The organism is Rhodoplanes sp. P11 (assembly GCF_964266735.1).
Taxonomy (GTDB): Bacteria; Pseudomonadota; Alphaproteobacteria; order Rhizobiales; family Xanthobacteraceae; genus Rhodoplanes; species Rhodoplanes serenus.
Genome location: NZ_CAXWGY010000021.1, coordinates 241,500 through 263,110 on the forward strand (window position 1 = coordinate 241,500; position 21,611 = coordinate 263,110).

The window sequence follows — 21,611 nt, forward strand, 5'->3', positions numbered from 1 at the left end:
GCGGCGGATGCGGACCTGTGACGACGCCCCGATAGTCGGGTCGGCCAGGAGGATTTGGCAATGCCGTTGTTCGACCCGCTCGACCTCGCGGCCATCACGGTGTTCGGGCTCGCCTGGGCCTCCTATGCGATCGCCATGGAATGGACGCGGATCGGCCGCCTCAACCTCAACGCCCGAATGGACGATGTGCGGGCCGAATGGATGCGGCGGATGCTGAGCCGGGAGGTGCGCATCGTCGACGCCCAGATCATGGCGGCGCTCCAGAACGGCGCCGCCTTCTTCGCCTCGACGTCGCTGATCGCGGTCGGCGGCGCGCTGTCGCTCCTGCGCTCCACCGCCGAGGTGGTGTCGGTGCTGTCGTCGCTGCCCGTGGCGCTGCCCACCGCCCGCGAGCTGTGGGAGGCGAAGGCGATCGGTCTCGTCGTCATCTTCGTCTACACGTTCTACAAGTTCGCGTGGTCGTACCGGCTGTTCAACTACGTCGCCATCATGCTGGGCGCGACGCCGCCACCGGCCGAGCGCGACACCGAGGCGGCGCGGCGGCACGTCGCCCGCACCACCCGGCTGTTCCAATCCGCCGGGCGCCATTTCAACCGCGGCCAGCGGGCGCTGTTCTTTGCCCTTGCCTATCTGGGCTGGTTCGTCGGCCCGTGGGTGCTGATCGGCGCCACGGTGGCGGTCGTCCTCGTCGTCTGGCACCGGCAGTTCGCCTCCGAGTCGCTGCGCGCCGTGCGCGACGAGCCGCCCGAGGACACAGCCGCGCCTGATCAGCCTCCCTCCGGCCCCGGGAACAGCGCCGACGATCTCCCGGTGAGCCGGTAGACCAGGAGGCCGACCCATTCGCGCATCGCGGTGTCGGTGCGGCGCAGGCCGTCGCCGATGGTCGGGAACGGCCGCCAGAGGTCGACGCGGCCGCGCGTGCGGACGTCGACCGGATACGCCTCGACCGGGAAGCCGGCCCGCCGGAACACGCCGATGGCGCGCGGCATGTGATAGGCCGAGGTGACCAACAGCCAGCGTTCGCCGGGCTTCGGATCGGTGAGCGTCTTCGAATAGACGGCGTTCTCGACGGTGTTGCGCGAGCGATCCTCGGCGACGAGCTGCGCCGCCGGCACGCCGAGCTCGGCCAGGAGACGCAGCGCCACCGCCGACTCGTTGCCGTCGGGCAGGAGAAAGCCGGGATCGCCGCCCGAATGGACGAGGCGGGCGGACGGATGGCGGCGGGCGAGCGTGGCGGCGGCGGTCAGCCGCTCGGCCGCCTCGTTCAGCACCACGATGCCGCGCGCCTCGGCGACGTCGGGGGTGACGGCACCACCCAGAACGACGATCCCGGCCACCGGCCGCCCATCGTCGGGGATCGGCGGGAAACGGTCCTCCAGCGGAACGAGCAGGGCGTTGCCGAGGGGCGACCAGCCGAGCAGCGCGACCAGCACGACACTGGCGACGACGAGCCGCAGGCCCGCGCGCCGCCAGCGGGTGGCGAGCAGCACGATGCCGAGGAGCCCCAGGACGACCAGGAGATTGGACGGCAGGGCGAAGAAGCCGAGCAGCTTCGAGACCGGGAAGAACATGCCCCGGTGAAGCCCGCCGGCCGGCCGCCGTCAAGCCGGCGCCGGTTGCCGCCGGCTGGCCCGGAGTTTTCTCCCGCGCGGCATCAGCCGCGCTTCGACCGCCACCCGGCGTAGCGGGCCTTGGCCTCGTCGTTCGGCGGATAGAGGCCGGGCAGCGGCACGCCGCGCTCCACCTCGGTGAACACCCAGCTTTCGTACAGCTCGTGCTCGGCGCCCTCGTGGGCGACGTACTCGACCAGATCCTTCGGGATCACCACGGCGCCGTCCTCGTCCGCCACGATGACGTCGTCCGGGAACACGGCGACGCCGCCGCAGCCGATCGGCTCCTGCCAGTTGACGAAGGTCAAGCCGTTGACCGAGGCCGGCGCCGCGACGCCGGCGCACCACACCGACAGGCCGCTGGCGAGCACGCCGGTGCGGTCGCGCATCACCCCGTCGGTGATCAGCGCGGTGACGTTCCGCTTCTTCATGCGGGCGCACAGGATGTCGCCGAAGATGCCGGCCGAGGTGATGCCCATGGCGTCGGCAACCACCATGCAGCCCTCGGGCATCGCCTCGATGGCGCCGCGGGTGGAGATCGGCTTCGACCAGCTCTCGGGCGTCGCCAGGTCCTCGCGGGCCGGCACGAAGCGCAGCGTGAAGGCCGGGCCGACCAGCCGCTCGGCGCCGGGCACCAGCGGCTTCGGGCCGCTCATCCAGCAGCGCCGGATGCCCTTCTTGAGCAGCATGGTGGTGACGGTGGCGGTCGTCACCTTCCTGAGGAGATCGTAGAGCGCCGCGGACATGGAGCGTTCCTCGCGAGGTTGGAGTCGATCCGCGGCGCGGGCGCCGCCCGCGTCCCCGGACTGCGCCGAGACATCTACGCAGGCGCCAAGCCCAGCCGCTCGTCGCGCCGGCGCAGCCAGACCATGAAGGGGATCGAGAGCAGCACCATCCAAGCCTTGCCGACCACCTGGCCAGCCAGGAAGTCGAGCGACCCGAAGGCGAGCCAGAGGAAGAGCAGCGAATCGACCACCAGGCCGACCAGGCCGGAGGCCACCACGGCGGTCACCATGCGACGGCGAGCCAGCGGCGTGTAGACGGCGAGATCGGCCATCTCGGAGACCAGGAAGGCGGCCGCCGAGGCGATGACCAGGGCGGGCGGTGCCAGGAAGGCCGAGATCAGCGCCCCGACCAGCACGGCGGCGGCGGCGACCAGCACGCCGAGCCGGCGCTGCACCAGGTCGCGCAGCACCAGCGCCACCCCGACCATCAGCACGCCGGACGGGGCGGACAGGCCGGACCACCCGGGCAGGGCCGGCAGCACCGGGACCAAGCAGGGGCCGCGCGGCACGCAGGCGGTGCCGGCATGCTGGATCAGCCAGTTGGCGGCCGGAATGGTGAGCGCAAACAGGACCAGGAACACCAGTCCTTCGGCCAGGCGGCGGGCATCGGGGGCGTGCATCATCGAGAAGCGGACATCCAGCGCGAGTAACCATCGGCCCGCAACCGGCAGGCCGGACAGGTGCCGCAGCCATAGCCCCAGGGGTGGCGCTGCGAGCGGTCGCCCAGATAGCAGGTGTGGGTGTCTTCGAGAAGCAGCTCCACGAGCGGATCCCCCCCGATCTCCGCGGCCAGCGCGAAGGTCGCGGCCTTGTCGATCCACATCAGGGGCGTGTGCAGCACGAAGCGCCGGGCCATGCCGAGATTGAGGGCGACCTGCATGGCCTTGATGGTGTCGTCGCGGCAATCCGGATAGCCCGAATAGTCGGTCTCGCACATGCCGGCGACGAGGTGGCGGGCGCCGCGCCGGGAGGCGAGCGCCCCCGCGAAGGCGAGGAACACCAGGTTGCGACCGGGCACGAAGGTGGTCGGCAGGCCGTCGGCGGCGATCTCGATCGCCGTCTCGCGGGTCAGCGCCGTGTCGGCGATCGCCCCCAGCCCGTCGAGCGGCACCATGTGGTCGTCGCCGAGCCGTGTCGCCCAGGCCGGATCGAGCGCCGCCATCTTGGCCCGCACCACCGGCCGCACGTCGAGTTCGACGGCGTGGCGCTGGCCGTACGAGAAGCCGACCGTCTCCACACGTGGAAAGCGCGCCAGCGCCCAGGCGAGGCAGACGGTCGAGTCCTGCCCGCCCGAGAACAGCACCAGGGCGGCCCCGTCCGTCGTCTCGGTCATCCCCCCACCTCGCCCGGCCGAGGCGATCCGTCAATCCCAGCCGTCAATCCCAGGCGGGCGCGCCGCTCCAGTCGACGATGCGGCCGTTCGGCCGCGCCAGCCCCCGGATGGCGACCATCTCGGCCTCGTCGAGCACGAAGTCGAAGACCGCGAGGTTCTCGGTCAGGCGGTCGAGCCGGGCCGTGCGCGGCACCACCACCCCGCCCTCCTGGATGATGTAGCGCAGGCTGATCTGGGCAGGCGACTTGCCGTGGGCGACGGCGATTTCGCGGATCACCGGCTCCGACAGCACGGCGCCGCGCCCCATCGGGCTGTAGGCGACGACCGCCATGCCGTGCCGCCGGCAGGCGGCCACCACCTTGGTCTGGTCGAGATGCGGATGCCACTCGATCTGGTTCACGGCCAGGAGCTCGGTCGTGTGCTTCATCGCCTCGTCGAGCAGCGCCACCGTGAAGTTCGACACGCCGATATGCCGGGCGAAGCCGGCCCGCTTCATCTTGCACAGCGCCCCGATGGTCTCGGCGAGCGGGATGCGTGGGTTCGGCCAGTGGATCAGCAACAGGTCGACCTCGGACAGGCGCAGCCGGGCGAGGCTCGCCTTGGTGGCGCGCTCCAGCTCGCGCGGCGCCAGATGCTCGGTCCACACCTTGGTGGTGACGAACACCTCGGCCCGGCGCAGCCCCGAGGCACGGACGCCGTCGCCGACGTCGCGCTCGTTGTCGTAGATCTCGGCGGTGTCGATCAGCTTGTAGCCGGCCCGCAGCGCCTGCTCGACGGTGCGGGCGCAGCTTCGTCCCTTCAGCTCCCAGGTGCCGAGCCCGATCATCGGGAGGGTGGCGCCGTTGGCGGTGACGAACTCCATGCGGTCTCTCTCCCCGGCTCCGCGGCTGCCGATCTAACTCTCAGACGTCCCAGCGGGGCGCGTGCGGCGGGCTCACCACCCGGCCGCCCGGCCGGCGCAGGGCGGCGATCTCGGCCATCTCGGTCTCGCTCAGGACGAAATCGAACACCGCGAGGTTCTCGGCCAGCCTGTCGCGGTTGGCGGTGCGCGGGATCGCCACCAGGCCCTGCTGCACCAGCCAGCGCAGCGCCACCTGCGAGGCGCTGCGGCCATGCGCGGCGCCGATCCGCCGCAGCGTGTCGTCGGCCGGCACGGCGCCGCGCGCCAGCGGACAATAGGCGGTGACCGACAGGCCGTGCCGGAGGCAGGTCTCGATCAGCCGGCGCTGATCGATGAACGGATGAACCTCGATCTGATTGGTGACCAGCGGCACGGTGGCGAGCCGCACCGCCTCCTCGACCAGCGCGATGGTGAAGTTGGCGACCCCGATATGGCGGGCGCGTCCGTCGGCGGCGGTCCGGCACAGCGCCGCCACGGTGTCGGCGAGCGGCACCGCCGGATTCGGCCAGTGGATCAGCAGCAGATCCACGGAGGACAGGCCGAGCCGGGCCAGGCTCTCCTCGAAGGAGCGCTCCACGTCGGCCGGGGCGAGATGGGTGTGCCAGATCTTGGTAGTGACGAAAACCTCCTCGCGTCGCACCCCGGCGGCGCGGAGCCCCTGCCCCACCTCGGCCTCGTTGCCATACATCTGGGCGGTGTCGAGATGGCGATAGCCGAGCCGCAGGGCGGCCTCGACCAGGCCGACGCAAGCGTCGCCCTTCAGCGTCATGGTGCCGAGCCCGAGAGCCGGGATGCGCGCACCGTTGGCCTCGACCACCTGCATGTCCGTCGCCCCCGCCGGTCCGATCGTCCGCCGCGGCTAATCCCTGGACGAGGCCCGGGATGAGCGCCGGCAGCGGTGCCGGCCGCCGGTGGCCGGTCCGCCAGAGGGTGAGCGGATCGCCGCCGGGACGCAAGAACTTACACGGGACGCGAGGGGGGGGGCGGCCAAGGGGGGCGACCCGGCGAACCGCACGGAGACGACGCCCGGGCGGGCCGCGGTCAGCCGGTCGCCCCGAACAGCTCGCGCCCGATCAGGATGCGACGGATCTCCGAGGTGCCGGCCCCGATCTCGTACAGCTTGGCGTCGCGCAGCAGCCGCCCCGCCGGCATGTCGTTGACGTAGCCGGTGCCGCCCAGGCACTGCACCGCTTCGAGCGCCGCGGCGGTCGCCCGCTCGGCCGCGAACAGGATGGCGCCGGCCGCATCCTCGCGGCGCAACCGCCCCGCGTCGCAGGCGCGCGCCACCGCGTACACATAGGCGCGCGCCGCGTTGAGCCCGACATACATGTCGGCCAGCTTGGCCTGGACGAGCTGGAAGGTGCCGATCGGCTGGCCGAACTGCTCGCGCTGGTGCACGTAGGGCACCACCACGTCGAGGCATGCCTGCATGATGCCGAGCGGCCCGGCGGCCAGCACGGCGCGTTCGTAGTCGAGCCCCGACATCAGCACCCCGACGCCGCCGCCGATGGGCCCGAGCACGTTGTCCTCGGGCACCTCGCAGTCCTCGAACACCAGCTCGCCGGTGTCGGAGCCGCGCATGCCGAGCTTGTCGAGCTTGGGCGAGGCGGAGAAGCCCGGCATGCCGCGCTCGATCACGAAGGCAGTGATGCCGCGCGGCCCCGCCGTGGTGTCGGTCTTGGCGTAGACGACGAGGACATCGGCCACCGGGCCATTGGTGATCCACATCTTGCGGCCGTCGAGGACGAAGCGGTCGCCGCGCCGCGTCGCCCGGGTGCGCATCGAGACGACGTCGGAGCCCGCCCCGGCCTCCGACATGGCGAGCGCCCCGACCGCGCTGCCGTCGATCAGGCCGGGCAGGAAACGACGCTTCTGGGCCTCGGTGCCATGCCGGCGGATCTGGTTCACGCAGAGGTTCGAGTGCGCCCCGTAGGACAGGCCGACGGCCGCCGAGGCGCGCGAGATCTCCTCCATGGCGACGCAGTGGGCGAGATAGCCCAGGCCGGCGCCGCCATGCTCCTCCTCGACCGTGATGCCGAGCAGGCCGAGGCTGCCGAGTGCCGGCCACAGGTCGCGGGGAAACTGATTCTCTCGGTCGATCGCCGCGGCGCGCGGGGCGATCCGCGCGTCGGCGAAGCGTCGCACCAGGTCGCGCAACGCATCGATGTCGTCGCCGAGCGCAAAGTCGAATCCGGACCAGGCCGTCGCGGTCATTGGGGTCGCCATTCCGTGGTCGTTGCGGGAACGCACGGGTCACGGGTACCGCGATGCTCCGGCGCGCCCGAAGTGTAACGCGCAGGCGACGGGTTTGTCAGGCGGGGCGATGGGCGCGGATCGACGCGGACGGCACGGACGGCGCGTCACGGCTCCAGCGCGGAGGCGACCTCGTCGGCCGCATGGGTGACCACGTCGGTCGGGCGGGCGGCACCGCGCCGGATGCTGTCCAGGAACGACGACGCCGGCATCGGCCGGGCGAACAGGAAGCCCTGCATCTCGTCACAACCGGCGAGACGCAGCAGGAGGCGCTGCTCCTCGGTCTCGACACCCTCGGCGAGCACGCTGAGCCCGAGCGCGCGGCCGAGCGCCACGATGGCCTGCAAGATGACGCCGCCATTGGCGGAGCGCCCGAGCGGCGACACGAATTCCTTGTCGATCTTCAGCTTGTCGATCGGCAGCCGGCGCAGATAGCTCAGGCTCGAATAGCCGGAGCCGAAATCGTCGAGGGCGATCTTGACGCCGAGCGCGCGCAGCTCCTTGAGCCGCAGCTTGGCCTCCTCGGGATTGTCGATGAGGACGCCTTCGGTGATCTCGAGGACGACCCGCGACGGCTCGATGCCGCTGTCGGCGAGCGCCGAGGCGACGGCGCGGACGAGGCCGCGGTCGCGCACCTGGATCGGCGACAGATTGATGGCGATGAACAGGTCCGGCCAGTCGCGCGCGTCGGCCAGCGCCCGCCGCAGCACGAACTCGCCCAGCTCGATCATCAGCCCGGCCTGCTCCGCCACCGCCACGAACACGCCCGGCGGGATGTTGCCCCGGGCGTGATGATGCCAGCGCACCAGCGCCTCGGCGCCGACCATGCGCAGACCGTCGCCGGCGACGATCGGCTGGTAGGCGACCGTGAGGGCGCCGCGGGCCAGCGCCAGGCGAAGCTCCTGCTCGATGAAGCGCCGCTCATTGATCTCGTCCTCCAGCCCGTGGTGGAAGGCGAGGACATGGCCGCGCCCCGCCTTCTTGGCGGCCCGGGCGGCGAGGTCGGCGCGGCGGATCAGCTCGTGGGCGCTCGTCCCGTCGCGCGGTGCCAGCGCCAAGCCGATGCTGGCGGTGACGTGCACGACCTGGCCACGGACATGGAACGGCGCCGCTAGGCCGAGAGCGCAGCCATGGGCGATGTCGAGCGCGTCTCCGGACGACCGTACGGTGGTGACGGCGGCGAACTCGTCGCCGTCGATCCGGCCGATGGAGGCGCTGTCGGGCAACGCGGCGCGCAGGCGCTCCGACACCTCGGCGATCACCCGGTCGCCGATGTCGTGCCCGAGCACCTCGTTGACCTCCTTGAAGGCGTCGAGATCGATGCAGGCGAACACCAGGATCTCGTCGGGGCGTCGCTCCTTCAGCGCGAGGCCGAGCACCGCGATGATCTTGCGCCGATTCGGCATGCCGGTGAGCGGGTCCTCCTGGGCGATCCGACGCAGCTCGCACTCGATCTGCTCCAGCCCGCTGGCAGCGCGGCGGATCTGGACGAAGGACAGGGCCGCGAAGCCCAGGAAGGCGGCTCCCCCGACGGACGGGAGCAGCCACAGCCAGGGCGGAACTCCCTCGTTGGCCGGCAGCTCCCAGCCGAACCAACCGACGATGCGGCCGCGCGAATCGGTCTGGGTATGGACCGGCCCGTCGCCGCTCTCCGACTCCACGTCGAAGCGGAGATTGCGGACCCCGGCCATGTCGCCCAGGGCCTTGAGCAAGGGCGGATCGATCGGCCGCACCAGCACCAGAGTGAGCCCCGACGCCGCACCGGCGGCAGGCCGCTTCGCGGTGCCCGCCACCTGAGCGACCGCCACCACGGCGGGCTCGCGCTCCAGCGGCACCACGTCGGTCTGCACCTGGACGGCGCGGTCGAGCAGCGCCGCTTCCGAGCGCGTCGTCCCGCGGCCGGGCGCCCCATCGGCCCGCACGCTGGAGACGAAGCCCGCGACGGCCGCCGGGATCTGCCGTTCCGCCGCCGGATAGGAGGCGGCCAGCGATCCATCGGGGCGGATCAGGTAGGCGGCACGGTGGTGGAAGCGCGGCAGGCCGGTCGGCGCCAGGTAGGTGTCGACGTCGAGCGACAGCACGTCGGAGCCCTGCACGGCGATCGCCTGGGCACGGCTGAGCGCCGCGTTGCCGAGAACGGAGCGATACTCGACGAACGCCCGACCGATCGCGGCACGCATCCGCTCCACCGCCACGTCCTTGTCGGGGTGAGCGACCAGAAAGACGACGGCGGCGACGCAGACGAGCCCGCACGCGAGAGCACCGGCGAGCGCCAGGAGCGACCGCGACACGGGTCGCGTGGCGAGTCTCCAGGTCGATGTCTGTCCCGGGCTTGGGCCTGGGTGAGAGACGGTCTGGTCCGATCGGTCCGCCGACTCCCGTCCGCTGTCCACAGCGGGGTCCATGAAACCACCTTCCGGTGCACGATGGGCCGTTGTAGCAGGATCAGAGTTAAGAGTTGGTCAGCATACAAGGCCGTACGCACGCACGACGCACTCTCCGGCGGCTGTTACCGCTCTCTCGGTCAATGCAGGCCGAACCAGATCGTTGCAATCCCGAGAAACGAGAAGAACCCGACCACGTCCGTGATGGTGGTGACGAAGACACCCGACGACACGGCGGGATCGAGCCTGAAGCGATCGACCACCAGCGGAACGAGTATACCTCCGAGCGCTGCTGCCACCAGGTTGCACACCATGGCGAGCCCGATCACCAGTCCGAGATCCGGCGCGCGGAACCAGGCCGCCGCCGCCACCCCGGTGATCACCGCGAAGGCGGCGCCGTTGAGGAGGCCGACCAGCAGCTCGCGCAAGACGATGCGCGCCATGTTGCCGTCGTGTAGCTCGCGGGTGGCGAGCGCCCGCACCGCCACCGTCATGGTCTGAGTCGCCGCATTGCCGCCCTGGCTGGCGACGATCGGGGCCAGCACCGCGAGCGCCACCATCTTCTGAAGCTCGCCCTCGAACAGGCCGAGCACCGCCGAGGCCAGAAACGCGGTGGCGAGATTGACCAGCAGCCAATTGAAGCGGCCGCGGGCGATGGTCCACACCGAGTCCGACAGCTCCTCGTCGCCGGCGACGCCGCCCAGCGCCTTGATGTCCTTCTCGGCCTCCTCCTCGATCACGTCGACGACGTCGTCGACCGTGACGACGCCGGCGAGGCGGTCCTGATCGTCGACGACCGGCAGCGCGATCAGGTTGTAGCGCTCGAACAGCCGCGCCACCTCCTCCTGATCGGCGGTCGCCCGCACCCGGCGGCGTCCGGCATCCATCAGCTCGGCGACGCGGGTCGGCCGGCGGGTGCGCAGGAGCACGTCGAGCGCCACCGCGCCGAGGAAGCGGTAGTCGGCATCGACCACGTAGATCTCGAAGAAGCGCTCGGGCAGCTCCTCGTTCTCGCGCAGATAGTCGATGGTGTGGCCGACCGTCCAGGACGGCGGCACCGCCACGTACTCGGACTGCATCCGGCGCCCGGCCGAGTCCTCCGGGTACTGGAGGCTGCGGGTGAGCGCGACGCGATCCAGCGAGGGAAGCTGCTCCAGGATCTCGGCCTGCTCGTCGGCCGGCAGATCCTCCAGAATGTAGACGGCATCGTCGGAATCGAGCTCGCGAACGCCGTCCGCCACCGCCTGCGGCGGCAGCTCGTCGAGGATCTCCTCGCGCACGGTATCGTCGACCTCGACCAGCGCGGTGAAATCGAAGTCGGCCCCCATCAGGCGAATCAGGCGAGGCCGTAGCTCCGGGTCCAGCGCCTCGATGAGGTCGCCGACATCGGCCTCGTGCAAGTCTCCGACGAGCGACCGCAGCGCGTCGGCATCGGCCGATTCGATCGCGGCGCCGACCTGCTCGACGAATGTCTCGCGGATGGCGCCGTCGTCGTCGCGCAGCGGATCGGCGGTCGCGGCGTCGGCCGCGGAGTCGGCATGGTTCAGCATCATGGATCTCGCGATCGGCCGCGCGGTGGCGCCGCACCGACCGATGGTCCGGTTTTTCGGCGCGCCGTCCAGAGGTGGCGCAGCGAGGACGACGACATTATGACGGAGCAAGGACGCGACGGGACCCCACAGCGGGACCGCTCGGTGGCGGATGTGCGATCATGTCGCCGTCGAGAGAGCCGGACGCCGCGCCGTGTCGGTGAGGACGAGCATGACGACATGTGGATGATTCGCCGCTTCACGACGGTTCGCCGCCTCACGATGGTTCTCCCGTCGACGGTTCTCCTGTCGGCCCTCCTCGTCGGGACGCCGCTCGTGGCCGGGCCGGCGGCAGCGACCGGGTCGGCCTGCCCGGGCGGCCAGGCGGACGCGCTCGGCACCGCCCGCGTCATCACCATCGACCCGGCCGAGACGCCGCGGCTCGGCCGCAAGCACTTCCCGACGACGCTGCCGCTCGCCGACATGGAGGTGCTGCTCACCTTCGACGACGGCCCGCTGGCCGGCCGCACCGACCGGGTGCTCGATGCGCTGGCGCGCGAATGCGTGCGGGCCACCTTCTTCGTCGTCGGCCGCCAGGCGCAGGCGCACCCCGCCCTGCTCCGCCGTATCGTCGCCGAGGGCCACACGGTGGCGCACCATACCTACGCCCACCCGCTGCTCGACCGCATGACCCCGGCCGCTGCCGAGCGCGAGATCGATCACGGCTTTGCGGCGGTGGACACCATCCTGTACGGCACCGCCGGAGCGCGGCCCGTGGTGCCGTTCTTCCGGTTCCCCGGCTTCGCCGCCACCCCGGCGCTGCTGGCGCGGCTGGAGCAGCGCGGCATCGCGGTGTTCGGGGCGGACCTGTGGGCGAGCGACTGGAACGACATGACGCCGGGCCGCCAGCTCGACCTGGTGATGGCCCGGCTGGAGGCGTCGCGCGGCGGTATCCTGCTGTTCCACGATACCCGGCTGCAAACCGTGCAGATGCTGCCGGCCTTTCTCAGAGCTTTGAAATCACGAGGATTTCAGGTCGTCCACGGGGTGCCGCCGCGGTCCCGCACGGCGGCCGCCCGCCGCTGATGCACGAAGACCACGCGGCCACGATTTCATCACCTGTACACGATATTTTACCCTTTGGCCGGTTACCAATCCCGTGTGGCTGCGGGTAAGAAACGTCTGCATTCCGACTGATCGGGGGAAGGGCTGGACATGCGCCTCTCGCGTGCGCTGGTGGCGTCGTTGCTGGCGGGGTCGCTCGCCTGGGCGGGCTCGCTCGCCATGACGGGATCGGCCGCCGTGGCAGGAGACGCGGGGGCAGCGCGGGCCGGCGCAGCGAATGCGAGCGCCGCAACGGCCGCCTGTCCCGGCAATCCGAACGCGCTCGGCACCAGCCGCACCCTGGTGATCGATCCCTCCGAGCACGTCCGGCTCGGCATGATGCAGTATCGCGAGACGCTGCCGCTCGGCCCCAAGGAGGTGGTGATCACCTTCGACGACGGGCCACTGCCGCCCTACACCAACCGGGCGCTCGACATTCTCGCCTCCGAATGCGTGAAGGTGACCTACTTCCTGGTCGGCCGCATGGCCCGCGCCTATCCCGAGGTGGTGCGCAAGATCCAGGATGCCGGCCACACCATCGGCACCCACAGCTTCAGCCACCCGCTGAGCTTCCACAAGATGCCGATCGCCCAGGCCGAGCAGGAGATCGAGGGCGGCATCGCGGCGGTCGGGGCGGCGCTCGGCGACCGCGCCGCGGTGGCACCGTTCTTCCGCATCCCCGGGCTCCTGCGGCGCGACGAGGTGGAGCGGCTGCTGACCTCGCGCGGGCTGATGACCTGGAGCGCCGACTTCCCGGCCGACGACTGGAAGCATATCCCGGCCAGCGAGGTGATGGCCCGCGCGCTCCAGCGCATCGAGGCGCGTGGCCGCGGCATGCTGCTGCTGCACGACATCCAGCCCGCCACCGTGCTGGCGCTGCCCGGCCTGCTGCACGAGCTGAAGGCGCGCGGCTACAAGATCGTCCACGTCGTGCCGGCGAGCGCCACCCTGGCGAAGACGGCCACCTTGCCGGAGGAGTGGCTGGTCCGCCGCGGCAGCGGGGCTGGTGGGGGGGCCGGCTGGCCGACCCCGCGGGTCACCATCGAGACGCTGCTGGCCGATCCCATCCTGCCGACCTACGACCCCAAGAATCTCGGCGTCATCGATGCGCTCGGCCCCGCCCCCCTGGTGGCGCGATCGCGCCTGCGCAGCTACCGCTCGCCCGCCAACACGGTGCCGCTGCCGCCGGAGTCGCCGTGGCCGCGCCATCAGGCCGAAGAGACGGTGGGGCGTGCCGTCGACATGCCGGTGGTGCTCCCCACGCCCGCCATGGGCAGCTTCGGCCGCGACAACGATTTTGCCCCGGCGAGCCCGGTGCTCGGCACCGCCGGACGGGTCACCGAGCTGCCGCCGCTGCCGACGTTCGCGCCGCCCGAGCGCTCCGCCGGCCCGCGCGTCGCGGCGCTGAAGAACGCCGCGCCGACCGCCTCCCGCCCGGTGACAGGTGCGGCCACCACTGGTGCGGCCCCCGCCGGCGCCCCGGTGGCGCTGACCCCGCCGGCTCCGCCGCCCCCTGTCACGGCGCCGTCCGGCATCGACCACACCGGCGCCATCACCCGCCCCGGGCTGCTCGGCCGCTGGCCGTTCTCCACCTCCAGCCTGCCGCGGCTCGGCACGCCGTAGCGATGGCTCCGCGAAGCCGGTGATCCGGAGGGCGCCGCGGCGCCCTCTTTTTTGCGCGCGCGACACGGCGGCCCGCAACGCCGTTCATCTTCCACTTAGCAACACTTTTAACATTACGTGACGGCGACTGCGCATAGCTGCCGGATTCTCGCCCCTAAACGACCATCCGCCCTCGACGATATCGCTCGCGGCGATCGCATTCACTTGCGATCGTCTCGTGAACAACAATCGCTCGACGACGAAACAGCGAGAATCCTGGAGACCATGACAAGGCCAAACCTGTCTGTTCTTGCGTTCCTCACGTCTCCCCCACTTCGGCCGGCGCCCGCTGGGTGGCACCGCGCGCCCGCTCCCGCCTTCCCGACCTGAGCCTCCAGCTCCGAGGACCCCCATGATCCGATTGCTGAGCGCCGCGCTCGCCGCGGCCATCGTGCTCGTCTTGCCGCTGTCCGCCACGGCCCGTCCCCACGGCGGCAAGGCCGAGTATTCCCGCCACCACGCCGCCACGACGGCCGGCACACGCCACACGGTTCGGACCACGACCCGCCGGCATGCGGCCGCACGCCATTATCGGACCGAGCGGGCCGGACTGCGCGCCCACCGGCGGCAGGTCCACACGGCCGTCCGCGGCAGCCGCCAGGTGCGGGCCTCCCGGCCCGCACTGCGCGCCGCCCGCCACGTCAATGCCCACCGCAGCGGTCTTTCGCGCAACCATGCTCACCGCAGTTACGCCCATCGCAGCTACGCCTACGCGCCGGCCGCAATCCCGGGCAGCCCGGAGATGGCGGGCGGCTGGACGACGCCGGCCGTACAGGCTGCGCCGCTGCGCGCCGCACCGGCCGCGCCCCGGGTCGGTGGTCTCGTGGCGCCGCTCGCCCACAAGGCCGCCGAGATCTCCGCCGCCTGCGGCGCCCGGGTGATCAGCGCGGTCCGCCACACAAGGGTGGCCGGCACCGGACGGATGTCGCTGCACGCCTCCGGCCAGGCGGTCGACATGCGCGGCAACCCGGGCTGCATCTACCGGATGCTGAGCGGCTGGCCGGGCGGCTACTCGACCGACTATGGCCGCGCGCGTCATGTCCACATCAGCTGGGGCGGACGCGAGCAGGGCCTGCGCTTCGCCCATGGTGGCGGCCGCACCCGCCACGCCCACGGGCTCGGCCGCATCCACTACGGGAACCGCCATGCTGGGCGTTACGGGGCCGGCCGTTACGGGGCGGAGCGTTACCGAGCCGGACGCTTCGCGGCGGGGCGCTACGCCGGCCGGCGCGGCTGATCGCGCTCCCGCATCCCCATCGCATCGACACCGTCCGGCCGACTTGGCCGGACGGTTCTGCCCGTGCCAACCCTGTGACTTTAGAGCGACAGTGGCGCAAAATTTTCATTAAACACTACCATGAAACCATTTTGTCTATAAAGGCCCATCATGTGGCCGCAGATGGTGATGCCAGCTGCCCCGACGCGGGGGAGCCACGGTGCCGGACGCAAGAAATCATCAGCTCGACGGGCTACGCGGCTACGCGGCCACCGCCGTCGTCGTCTATCACGCCATCCTGGGCACCGATCCGGCGCTGACCGCACGGGTGCTGCCACCCCCGGTGCACCATCTCGACAGCGGCTCCGACCTGCTGATCAAGGCCGCCATCGCGATCGCCAACGGCGAGGCGGCGGTGACCCTCTTCTTCGTGCTGTCGGGCGCGGTGCTGTTCGCCAGCCTGCAACGCCAGCCGGCTCCGCTTCCCTTCGTGGTGCGGCGGCTGTTCCGCATCTACCCGGCCCTACTCGCCGCGATCGCGCTCGGCGCCGTGATCCTCGTGGCCCAGGGCCGCCCGCCCAGCCCGACCCAGATTGCTGCGGATATCGCCCTGTTCGACTTCCGCATCATCGGGGCGGCCTGGACCCTCCAGGTCGAGGTGCTGGCGATCCCGTTCATCCTGGCGAGCTTCTGGGCCGGCCGGCGCTTCGGGGCGGCGGGGATCGCTGCGGTGTTCGTCGTCGCCTTCCTGATCGTCAAGATACCGGCGCTCACGCCGATCGTCGTGATGATCAAGCCGCAGCTCCTGCCGTTCACGCTGGGCTTCCTGGTGGCGAGCCCGCTCGGGGCCTCGCTCGGCCGGCGCCTGTCGGCCCCGTGGTTCGCCGCCGCGCTCGTCGCCGTGCTGCTGGCGCGCCACGTGATCCCGAGCCCCAACGTGGCGCTCTACACCTTGCAGCTTTCCGCCGGACTCCTGGTCTGCGCGCTCTATCACGGCCGCGCCGGCTGGTTCGGCGAAGCGCTGGCGCGTCCGACGTCGCGCCTCCTCGGTCGCATCAGCTACAGCCTCTACCTGCTCAACGTGCCGCTGCTGCTCGCCTTCGAGCCATGGCTGCGCGGCAGCCCCCCGCTGCTGGTCGGGCTGCCGCTCGGCCTTCTGATCGTCGCCCTGACGATTCCGATGGCAATCGCCGCCGAGCGCTGGATCGAGCGCCCGGGCATCCGGCTCGGCGCCCGGATCGCGGCCGCCCGGCCGTTCTCGCGCGGCGCCGACGAGCCGTCGGGCGCCGCCATGGCGGACGCCCCGCTGGCGACCCGGACGAGCCGGTGACGCGGGCGCCCGGATCACGCCGAGAACAGCTTAACGACTAAATGCTTGGCGCCCGTCGTTTCGACGGCAGGTGAGCGGCCGCGACGGCGGCCCACTTTGCCGGAAATGCTCTGGCGGAAAGGTGCGGGCGTTCGGGGTGCCTCGAACCATCGCGGTGTTTTCGATGCCGCCCGCACCCGGTCCGGCTGCGACAAGGCGGTTTGACATCGGCCGAGCGCGAACCAAGATGAACCCCGACCGACGAGCCCGCCCGGCGGGCTCGTCGCAACGAAAGACGCGCCGATGCCCGAACAGGTGGACTCCGCTGTTTTCACCGTCACGGCGACGTGGGATGCCGAGGCGGGGGTGTTCTACTCGCAGTCGAACATTCCGGGGCTGCACATCGAGGCGGCGAGCTTCGACGAGTTCGTGGCCCTCGTGCGCGACCTCGCGCCGGAGATGATCGCCGACAATCTGCCGAGGGTCGCAGGCCCGATCTCGGTGCGGATCGAGGCGAGGCGCGACCTGGTGCTGCCGGCCGCCTGATGTCCAAGGATTTCTATCCGGACCTCGTCCGCATTCTGCGGGCCGCCGGCTGGCGGCAGGTGCCCGGCGGCAAGGGCTCGCATGAGAAATGGCATCACGAGGATACCGGCCGAACCTTGATCGTCCCCCGCACCAAGAGCCCCACACCGCGAACGAGATTCTGAAGGACGCCGGCCTGCCGAAGGCGTTCGGACGCCAGCTCGCATCCAGAAGCAAGGTGTTCGGCGCAGTCGCGTGACTGCGATCATGCAACGCCGGCCGAGGTCGCGGGACCATACCCGCAGCAGATCGACCTGACACTCTGAAATAAGAGAACACTTGGAAATGGTGCGGTCGAGAGGACTCGAACCTCCACGGGTCGCCCCACTAGCACCTCAAGCTAGCGCGTCTACCAGTTCCGCCACGACCGCATCAAAGATCGAGCCCGGCCGGGTCCGGCGCGGGCATCGAGGCGACGGGCGACGGTGTAACAAATCGATGATGCGGCGACAAGACCGACGGACGGGTCTCGCACGGGTTTTCCGACAGGTCGACGACGGCGCCGCGGCGGCGCTGCGTAATGGCCGCAGGCCCGCGGGCAGCAAGCCCTGCGGCGCCCCGATCCGATCGGCACCGGACTGCGCGGCGCGGCCGCAGCCGTGCCGGCACGCCGTCGAAACGCTCCGGGCCGCGCGGTCCGATTCCGGCCGATCCGGCGTGGCGATTCGATCTCAGCGGTACTCGGGCGAGCGCGGCAGCATGCGGCGCACCTCGACCCCGATGCGGCTGCCGCTCACCACCACGGCGCCTTCGGCCACCGGGTGGTTGTTGACGAGGATCTTCACCGAATCGTTCTCGCGGCTGTCCAGCTCGATGATGGCGCCGCGGCCGAGGCGCAGGACCTGATGCACGGGCATCACGGTCGATCCGAGAACGACGGCGATGTCGAGCGAAACACTGTCGAGCGTGGCCACCGAGCACTTCCCCTGGACGCCGTCCGTTTGCGGATCAGCACAGCATGGCTATGGTTACGAGGTGATTAACGAGCCAGCGTCCACGGCCCCGCCGGCCGACCTCCCGCCCCGCGCCGCGCCGCTGCCGCCGCCCGACTGGCATGTCGGCGACGCGCCGGTCGCCTATGCGGACGCCCTCGCCGTCATGGAGGCGCGGGTCGCCGCCATCGCGGCCGGCACCGCCCCCGAGCTGGTGTGGCTTCTGGAGCATCCGCCGCTCTACACGGCCGGCACCAGCGCCCGCCCCGAGGACCTGGTCGACGCCCGCTTTCCGGTGCACCAGACCGGGCGCGGCGGCCAGTTCACCTATCACGGCCCCGGCCAGAGGGTCGCCTATGTGATGCTCGACCTGCGCCGTCGGCGGCCCGACGTGCGCTGGTTCGTGGCGGCGCTGGAGGACTGGATCATCGGCACCTTCGCCCGCCTCAACGTTCGCGGCGAGCGCCGCGACGGCCGCGTCGGCGTGTGGGTGCGGCGGCCGGAGCGCGGCGACGGTCGCGAGGACAAGATCGCCGCCATCGGGGTGCGGCTGAAGCGCTGGGTCAGCCTGCACGGCATCAGCCTCAACGTCGATCCCGAGCTCGGCCACTTCTCCGGCATCGTGCCGTGCGGCATCGCCGATCCCCGCTACGGCGTCACCAGCCTGTGGGACCTCGGCCACCTGGTGCCGATGCCCGAGGTCGATTCGCTGCTGAAGGCGGAGTTCGAGGCGGTGTTCGGGCCGGTGCGGCCCCGGTCCGGCCCGCCGCCGGAGCTGGGTCGCGGCTGAGCGGCGTTCCGGGGGGCATGCCTCACGCCGTGCCGAGCACCGAGAACACCTCGCCGGGGCGGCGCTGCTCCAGCAGCCGGCTGCTCGCGGCCTCGATGGCGATGTCGTCGACCCGCGCCCGCCAGGGACCGCGACGGCAGGCGGTGACGAAGTCCTCGACCAGCGCCTCCGGCCCGGCCGCCACGATCTCGACGGCACCGCCGATGCGGTTGCGCACCCAACCGTCGAGGCCGCGCCGGCGCGCCTCCGCCTCGGCCCAGGCGCGATAGCCGACGCCCTGCACCCGGCCGCGCACCAGGAGATGCCGCACCACCATGGCGGGATCGCTCATGCGAGCTCACCGAGCTCGCGGCGTCGCGCCCCGGCGAAGCCGCCGGGCGCCAACCGCGCGAGCGCCCGCACATGCGGCTCCGGCAGGCCGACCTCGCGGGCCGCCGCGACGACGAGCGCCAGATAGCCGGGGCGCGGCCGTCCGCGCCGACGCGAGCGCGCCACATAGGCGAGCGCCCGCACCCGGACGCGGCCGGTCCGCACGGTGACGGGCGCGGCGCGGTACAGCCCGACATCGAGCCGCTCATAGGCGTTGAGGGCGGCGCGGTCGCGCGGCGTCAGCCGCCACAGCACGCCCGGCAGCCGGGCGCCGGCGGCCGGCACGATGGTGATGTAACCGTCGTCGTTGACGATCGCCCGGAAGCCGTCGAGCACGGCGGGGCCGATCTCGCGGGCGAACGGGCAGCGCCGGCGCATCAGCGGCCGGCTCATGTTCGAACCGTAGGCGAAGTAGAGCGTCATTCCAGCGGGCTCGCGCGATCTCTCGGGACCACCGGCCGGCAGGTCGCGCATGCGATGGCGCCGCCCCTGCCGCCGCCACGGCACGCCGCGCTCCAGCCGACGCGGTCGTGCCCGGGCGCCTCTTCTATCACAGCATGCGCTGGAAGTCGGCCTTGGAGATCGCCTTGCAGGACTTGACGAAGCGGATCACGCGATTGGCGGTCTCGCTGGTCAGCCCGATATAGCGCTCGAACGCTTTCTTGGTCTCCGCCTCGGAGGCGACGCCGCCGATGCCGGCGAGCACTCGCTTCGCATCCGGCCAGCCGAGCGAAATCGACTTGCAGAGAATGAGAAGCCCGTCGGTCGCGCCCTGGCGCACCACGTTCTTCACGGTGGCCACCGGGAGCTTGCTGAGCGCCGCGATCGCCTCGATGGTCTCGGTCCGCTTGCCGGCCTGCGCCAGCTCACCGATGCGCGACTTCAATCGCGCGGCATCGAATTGCATGACGGTGCCGGACGCCGAATGACCGTCCATCTGGGCGCGCTCGCGTGCCACCTCGGTGGCGATGTCGGCGAGCGTGCGGGTGATCATCACCCGCTTGTCCGGATCGGCGTTCCTGAGAAGCCGGTTCTTGACCACCTCGGTGGCCTTGCGCAGCAGGTGCTGGAACACGTCGGGCGGCACGTCGCTACGACTGATCACCTGCTCGGCGAGCGGGCCGTTCGCCTGCGCCTTCTCGGCCACCTTCATGAAGGTGGGCCTGGAGAAGCGGGCGCCGTGATTGCCGGTGACCTTGAGGGTGACCTCGTCGTCGCCGCGGTCGACCAGCACCTCGGTGATGCGCTCGCCGATGCTCTCGCGCCCCGCGATGGCGGCGAGATGCGCCTGGCTCTTGGTCCTCGCCAGCTCGACCAGAAAATCCTCGCTGAGGATCTTGGAGCGCTCGATCACCGGGCCGGAGATCGCGATGTCGTCGTCGTCGGCCAGGCGGTGGACGGTGCGCACCGGCGCGTTCTCGATCGGCGCGAGCTGCTTGCTCAGGCGAACGAGCGCACTCCGCTCGATCTTGTCGACGAGGTGCAGCATGACGTCGTCGAACACGGCGACATGCTCGTCGCCGTAATGGTCGATGTTGGTCAGGAAGAGATCGCTGACCCGGCGCAGGATATCGGCACGCTGCACGGACGATCCCGCACTCAGCGTCCGCTCCAGCTCGTCGATCAGCGAGGCCGTTCCCGTCATGACCTTTCACGTCACCCCATACCACTCCGGCCACTACATCGCCGAGAGCTGAACCACGGGTTAATTTCAGGCGACGGAAGACCGCGACTCGACCGTTTTCCGGAAATCGCAAAACAACTCTGCGCGAACTACGTAGACAGTCACACGCAGCGATTCAGCGAGGATCAACCACGATGGAAACGTCGCCCACGGCGCTCGCTCGTTCTCCTCGCAGACACTGACGATCCCACCCGATCGATTTATGGGCTTAGTCCATTCGTCTCACACGTGATCATTCCATCGAGATCATTCGACCGAGGTTCGGAGCCCCTTCGGCCACACCGGCAGTCGCCCGCCGCTCGTCGGTTGCCGCCGCTCACGACTCGACGGGCGTTCCACCGTTCGGATGCAGCACCTGCCCGGTGATGTAGGCGGACTCGCGGCTCGCCAGGAACACGTAGCAGGGTGCCACCTCGTTGGGCTGGCCGACGCGGCCGAGCGGCACCGACTCGCCGTGCTTGGCCACCTTCTCGGGCTCGAACGAGGCCGGGATCAGCGGTGTCCAGATCGGCCCCGGCGCCACCGCGTTCACCCGGATGTCCTTGTCGGCGAGGAGCTGCGCCATCGAGCGGGTGAACGACACGATGGCGCCCTTGGTGGCGGCGTAGTCGATCAGCGTGGTGTGCCCCTTGTAGGCGGTGACCGAGGTGGAGTTCACGATCGCGGCCCCGGGGCCGAGATGCTTGAGCGCTTCCTTGGTCAGGAAGAACATCCCGAACATGTTGGTGCGGAAGGTGCGCTCGATCTGATCCGGCTCGATCGCGGTGAAGTCCTTGGTCTCGTGCTGCTCGGCCGCGTTGTTGACCAGGATGTCGAGACGGCCGAGACGCTGCACCGTCTCGTCGACCGCCGAACGGCAGAAGGCCGGGTCGCCGACATCGCCCGCGATGGCGATGCAGCGCCGCCCCTCGGCCTCGACGATGCGCATCGTCTCGGCCGCGTCGGTGTGCTCGTCGAGATAGAGGATCGCGACGTCCGCGCCTTCGCGCGCCATGGCGGCCGCGACGGCGCGGCCGATGCCGCTGTCGCCGCCGGAGATCAGCGCCACCTTGCCGGCGAGCTTGCCGACGCCGGGGAACAGCGGCTCGTAGGCCGGCCGCGGCGCCATCTCGGTCTCGCGGCCGGGCTGACGGTCCTGCTTCTGGGCGGGCTGCTGCGGGCTCAT

General features: G+C 71.0%; 22 protein-coding genes and 1 tRNA gene. 8 read left to right on the top strand and 15 right to left on the bottom strand.

The genetic code is table 11. The annotated features are described in order from the left end of the window. Positions 1–60: 60 nt before the first annotated feature. Entirely contained in the window at positions 61–822 is a 762-nt protein-coding gene (locus ACFQUV_RS23935) for a DUF599 domain-containing protein (protein WP_129611618.1), read from the top strand. On the opposite strand, the gene ACFQUV_RS23940 is transcribed toward ACFQUV_RS23935, so the two are convergent. From ACFQUV_RS23940 to mgtE, 9 genes are all read right to left on the bottom strand, one after another. Further along, a complete protein-coding gene (locus ACFQUV_RS23940; RefSeq protein ID WP_129611617.1) occupies positions 768–1,571 on the bottom strand; it encodes a YdcF family protein in 804 nt (267 codons plus the stop codon). The two genes, ACFQUV_RS23935 and ACFQUV_RS23940, sit on opposite strands and share 55 nt — an antisense overlap. An 83-nt stretch (positions 1,572–1,654) precedes the next feature. After that, on the bottom strand, positions 1,655–2,356 hold the full coding sequence (locus tag ACFQUV_RS23945) for a ribonuclease activity regulator RraA (protein ID WP_129611616.1): 702 nt from the start codon (positions 2,354–2,356) through the stop codon (positions 1,655–1,657). A 74-nt stretch (positions 2,357–2,430) separates the two neighbouring features. After that, a complete protein-coding gene (locus ACFQUV_RS23950; RefSeq protein ID WP_307719485.1) occupies positions 2,431–3,018 on the bottom strand; it encodes a VUT family protein in 588 nt (195 codons plus the stop codon). Continuing rightward, positions 3,015–3,728 (bottom strand): 7-cyano-7-deazaguanine synthase QueC, encoded by a 714-nt coding sequence (gene queC, locus ACFQUV_RS23955; RefSeq protein WP_129611615.1) that lies wholly within the window; start codon positions 3,726–3,728, stop codon positions 3,015–3,017. The genes ACFQUV_RS23950 and queC overlap by 4 nt, the downstream gene beginning before the upstream one ends. A gap of 43 nt (positions 3,729–3,771) precedes the next feature. Further along, positions 3,772–4,590, bottom strand: a complete 819-nt coding sequence (locus ACFQUV_RS23960) for an aldo/keto reductase (protein ID WP_129611614.1) — start codon at positions 4,588–4,590, stop codon at positions 3,772–3,774. Positions 4,591–4,630: 40 nt separating this feature from the next. After that, the gene (locus ACFQUV_RS23965) at positions 4,631–5,452 is read right to left on the bottom strand and encodes an aldo/keto reductase (protein ID WP_129611613.1); all 822 of its coding nucleotides are present in this window, start codon (positions 5,450–5,452) and stop codon (positions 4,631–4,633) included. Positions 5,453–5,670: 218 nt separating this feature from the next. Further along, on the bottom strand, positions 5,671–6,855 hold the full coding sequence (locus ACFQUV_RS23970; RefSeq protein WP_371851664.1) for an acyl-CoA dehydrogenase family protein: 1,185 nt from the start codon (positions 6,853–6,855) through the stop codon (positions 5,671–5,673). 134 nt (positions 6,856–6,989) lie between these two features. Further along, positions 6,990–9,173 (bottom strand): bifunctional diguanylate cyclase/phosphodiesterase, encoded by a 2,184-nt coding sequence (locus ACFQUV_RS23975; RefSeq protein ID WP_165363771.1) that lies wholly within the window; start codon positions 9,171–9,173, stop codon positions 6,990–6,992. A 233-nt stretch (positions 9,174–9,406) separates the two neighbouring features. Then, positions 9,407–10,816, bottom strand: coding sequence for a magnesium transporter (mgtE, locus tag ACFQUV_RS23980; RefSeq protein ID WP_111384722.1), 1,410 nt, complete (start codon positions 10,814–10,816; stop codon positions 9,407–9,409). Between the two features lie 219 nt (positions 10,817–11,035). Between mgtE and ACFQUV_RS23985 the strand changes: the two genes are divergently transcribed. The 6 genes from ACFQUV_RS23985 (at position 11,036) to ACFQUV_RS24010 (ending at position 16,796) form a co-directional block, all read left to right on the top strand. Continuing rightward, positions 11,036–11,881, top strand: a complete 846-nt coding sequence (locus tag ACFQUV_RS23985; RefSeq protein ID WP_244601454.1) for a polysaccharide deacetylase family protein — start codon at positions 11,036–11,038, stop codon at positions 11,879–11,881. Between the two features lie 129 nt (positions 11,882–12,010). Beyond that, positions 12,011–13,522, top strand: coding sequence for a polysaccharide deacetylase family protein (locus ACFQUV_RS23990; protein ID WP_378395884.1), 1,512 nt, complete (start codon positions 12,011–12,013; stop codon positions 13,520–13,522). A gap of 391 nt (positions 13,523–13,913) precedes the next feature. Continuing rightward, positions 13,914–14,798, top strand: a complete 885-nt coding sequence (locus tag ACFQUV_RS23995; RefSeq protein WP_129610804.1) for a hypothetical protein — start codon at positions 13,914–13,916, stop codon at positions 14,796–14,798. Positions 14,799–14,997: 199 nt separating this feature from the next. After that, the gene (locus tag ACFQUV_RS24000) at positions 14,998–16,107 is read left to right on the top strand and encodes an acyltransferase (RefSeq protein WP_165364116.1); all 1,110 of its coding nucleotides are present in this window, start codon (positions 14,998–15,000) and stop codon (positions 16,105–16,107) included. A gap of 282 nt (positions 16,108–16,389) precedes the next feature. Continuing rightward, a complete protein-coding gene (locus ACFQUV_RS24005) occupies positions 16,390–16,632 on the top strand; it encodes a DUF1902 domain-containing protein (protein WP_111384716.1) in 243 nt (80 codons plus the stop codon). Continuing rightward, complete coding sequence (locus ACFQUV_RS24010; protein WP_244601698.1) at positions 16,632–16,796, top strand: type II toxin-antitoxin system HicA family toxin; 165 nt, start codon at positions 16,632–16,634, stop codon at positions 16,794–16,796. Before ACFQUV_RS24005 ends, ACFQUV_RS24010 begins: the two co-directional genes overlap by 1 nt. 161 nt (positions 16,797–16,957) lie before the next feature. On the opposite strand, the gene ACFQUV_RS24015 is transcribed toward ACFQUV_RS24010, so the two are convergent. Beyond that, positions 16,958–17,042 (bottom strand) — tRNA-Leu (locus ACFQUV_RS24015). 300 nt (positions 17,043–17,342) lie between these two features. Continuing rightward, positions 17,343–17,585: a FliM/FliN family flagellar motor switch protein gene (locus tag ACFQUV_RS24020; protein WP_111384718.1), complete on the bottom strand. Its 243-nt coding sequence runs from the start codon at positions 17,583–17,585 to the stop codon at positions 17,343–17,345. Positions 17,586–17,706: 121 nt separating this feature from the next. On the opposite strand from ACFQUV_RS24020, the gene lipB reads away from it, so the two are divergent. After that, positions 17,707–18,393: a lipoyl(octanoyl) transferase LipB gene (lipB, locus tag ACFQUV_RS24025; protein ID WP_244601699.1), complete on the top strand. Its 687-nt coding sequence runs from the start codon at positions 17,707–17,709 to the stop codon at positions 18,391–18,393. 22 nt (positions 18,394–18,415) lie between these two features. Here the strand turns inward: lipB and ACFQUV_RS24030 are convergent, their stop codons facing one another. From ACFQUV_RS24030 to ACFQUV_RS24045, 4 genes are all read right to left on the bottom strand, one after another. After that, positions 18,416–18,724: an acylphosphatase gene (locus tag ACFQUV_RS24030; protein ID WP_129610807.1), complete on the bottom strand. Its 309-nt coding sequence runs from the start codon at positions 18,722–18,724 to the stop codon at positions 18,416–18,418. Further along, positions 18,721–19,185, bottom strand: coding sequence for a gamma-glutamylcyclotransferase family protein (locus ACFQUV_RS24035; RefSeq protein WP_165364117.1), 465 nt, complete (start codon positions 19,183–19,185; stop codon positions 18,721–18,723). The genes ACFQUV_RS24030 and ACFQUV_RS24035 overlap by 4 nt, the downstream gene beginning before the upstream one ends. Before the next feature lie 127 nt (positions 19,186–19,312). Beyond that, the gene (locus ACFQUV_RS24040) at positions 19,313–20,407 is read right to left on the bottom strand and encodes a DUF2336 domain-containing protein (RefSeq protein ID WP_129610809.1); all 1,095 of its coding nucleotides are present in this window, start codon (positions 20,405–20,407) and stop codon (positions 19,313–19,315) included. A gap of 355 nt (positions 20,408–20,762) precedes the next feature. Next, the gene (locus ACFQUV_RS24045; protein WP_129610810.1) at positions 20,763–21,611 is read right to left on the bottom strand and encodes an SDR family oxidoreductase; all 849 of its coding nucleotides are present in this window, start codon (positions 21,609–21,611) and stop codon (positions 20,763–20,765) included.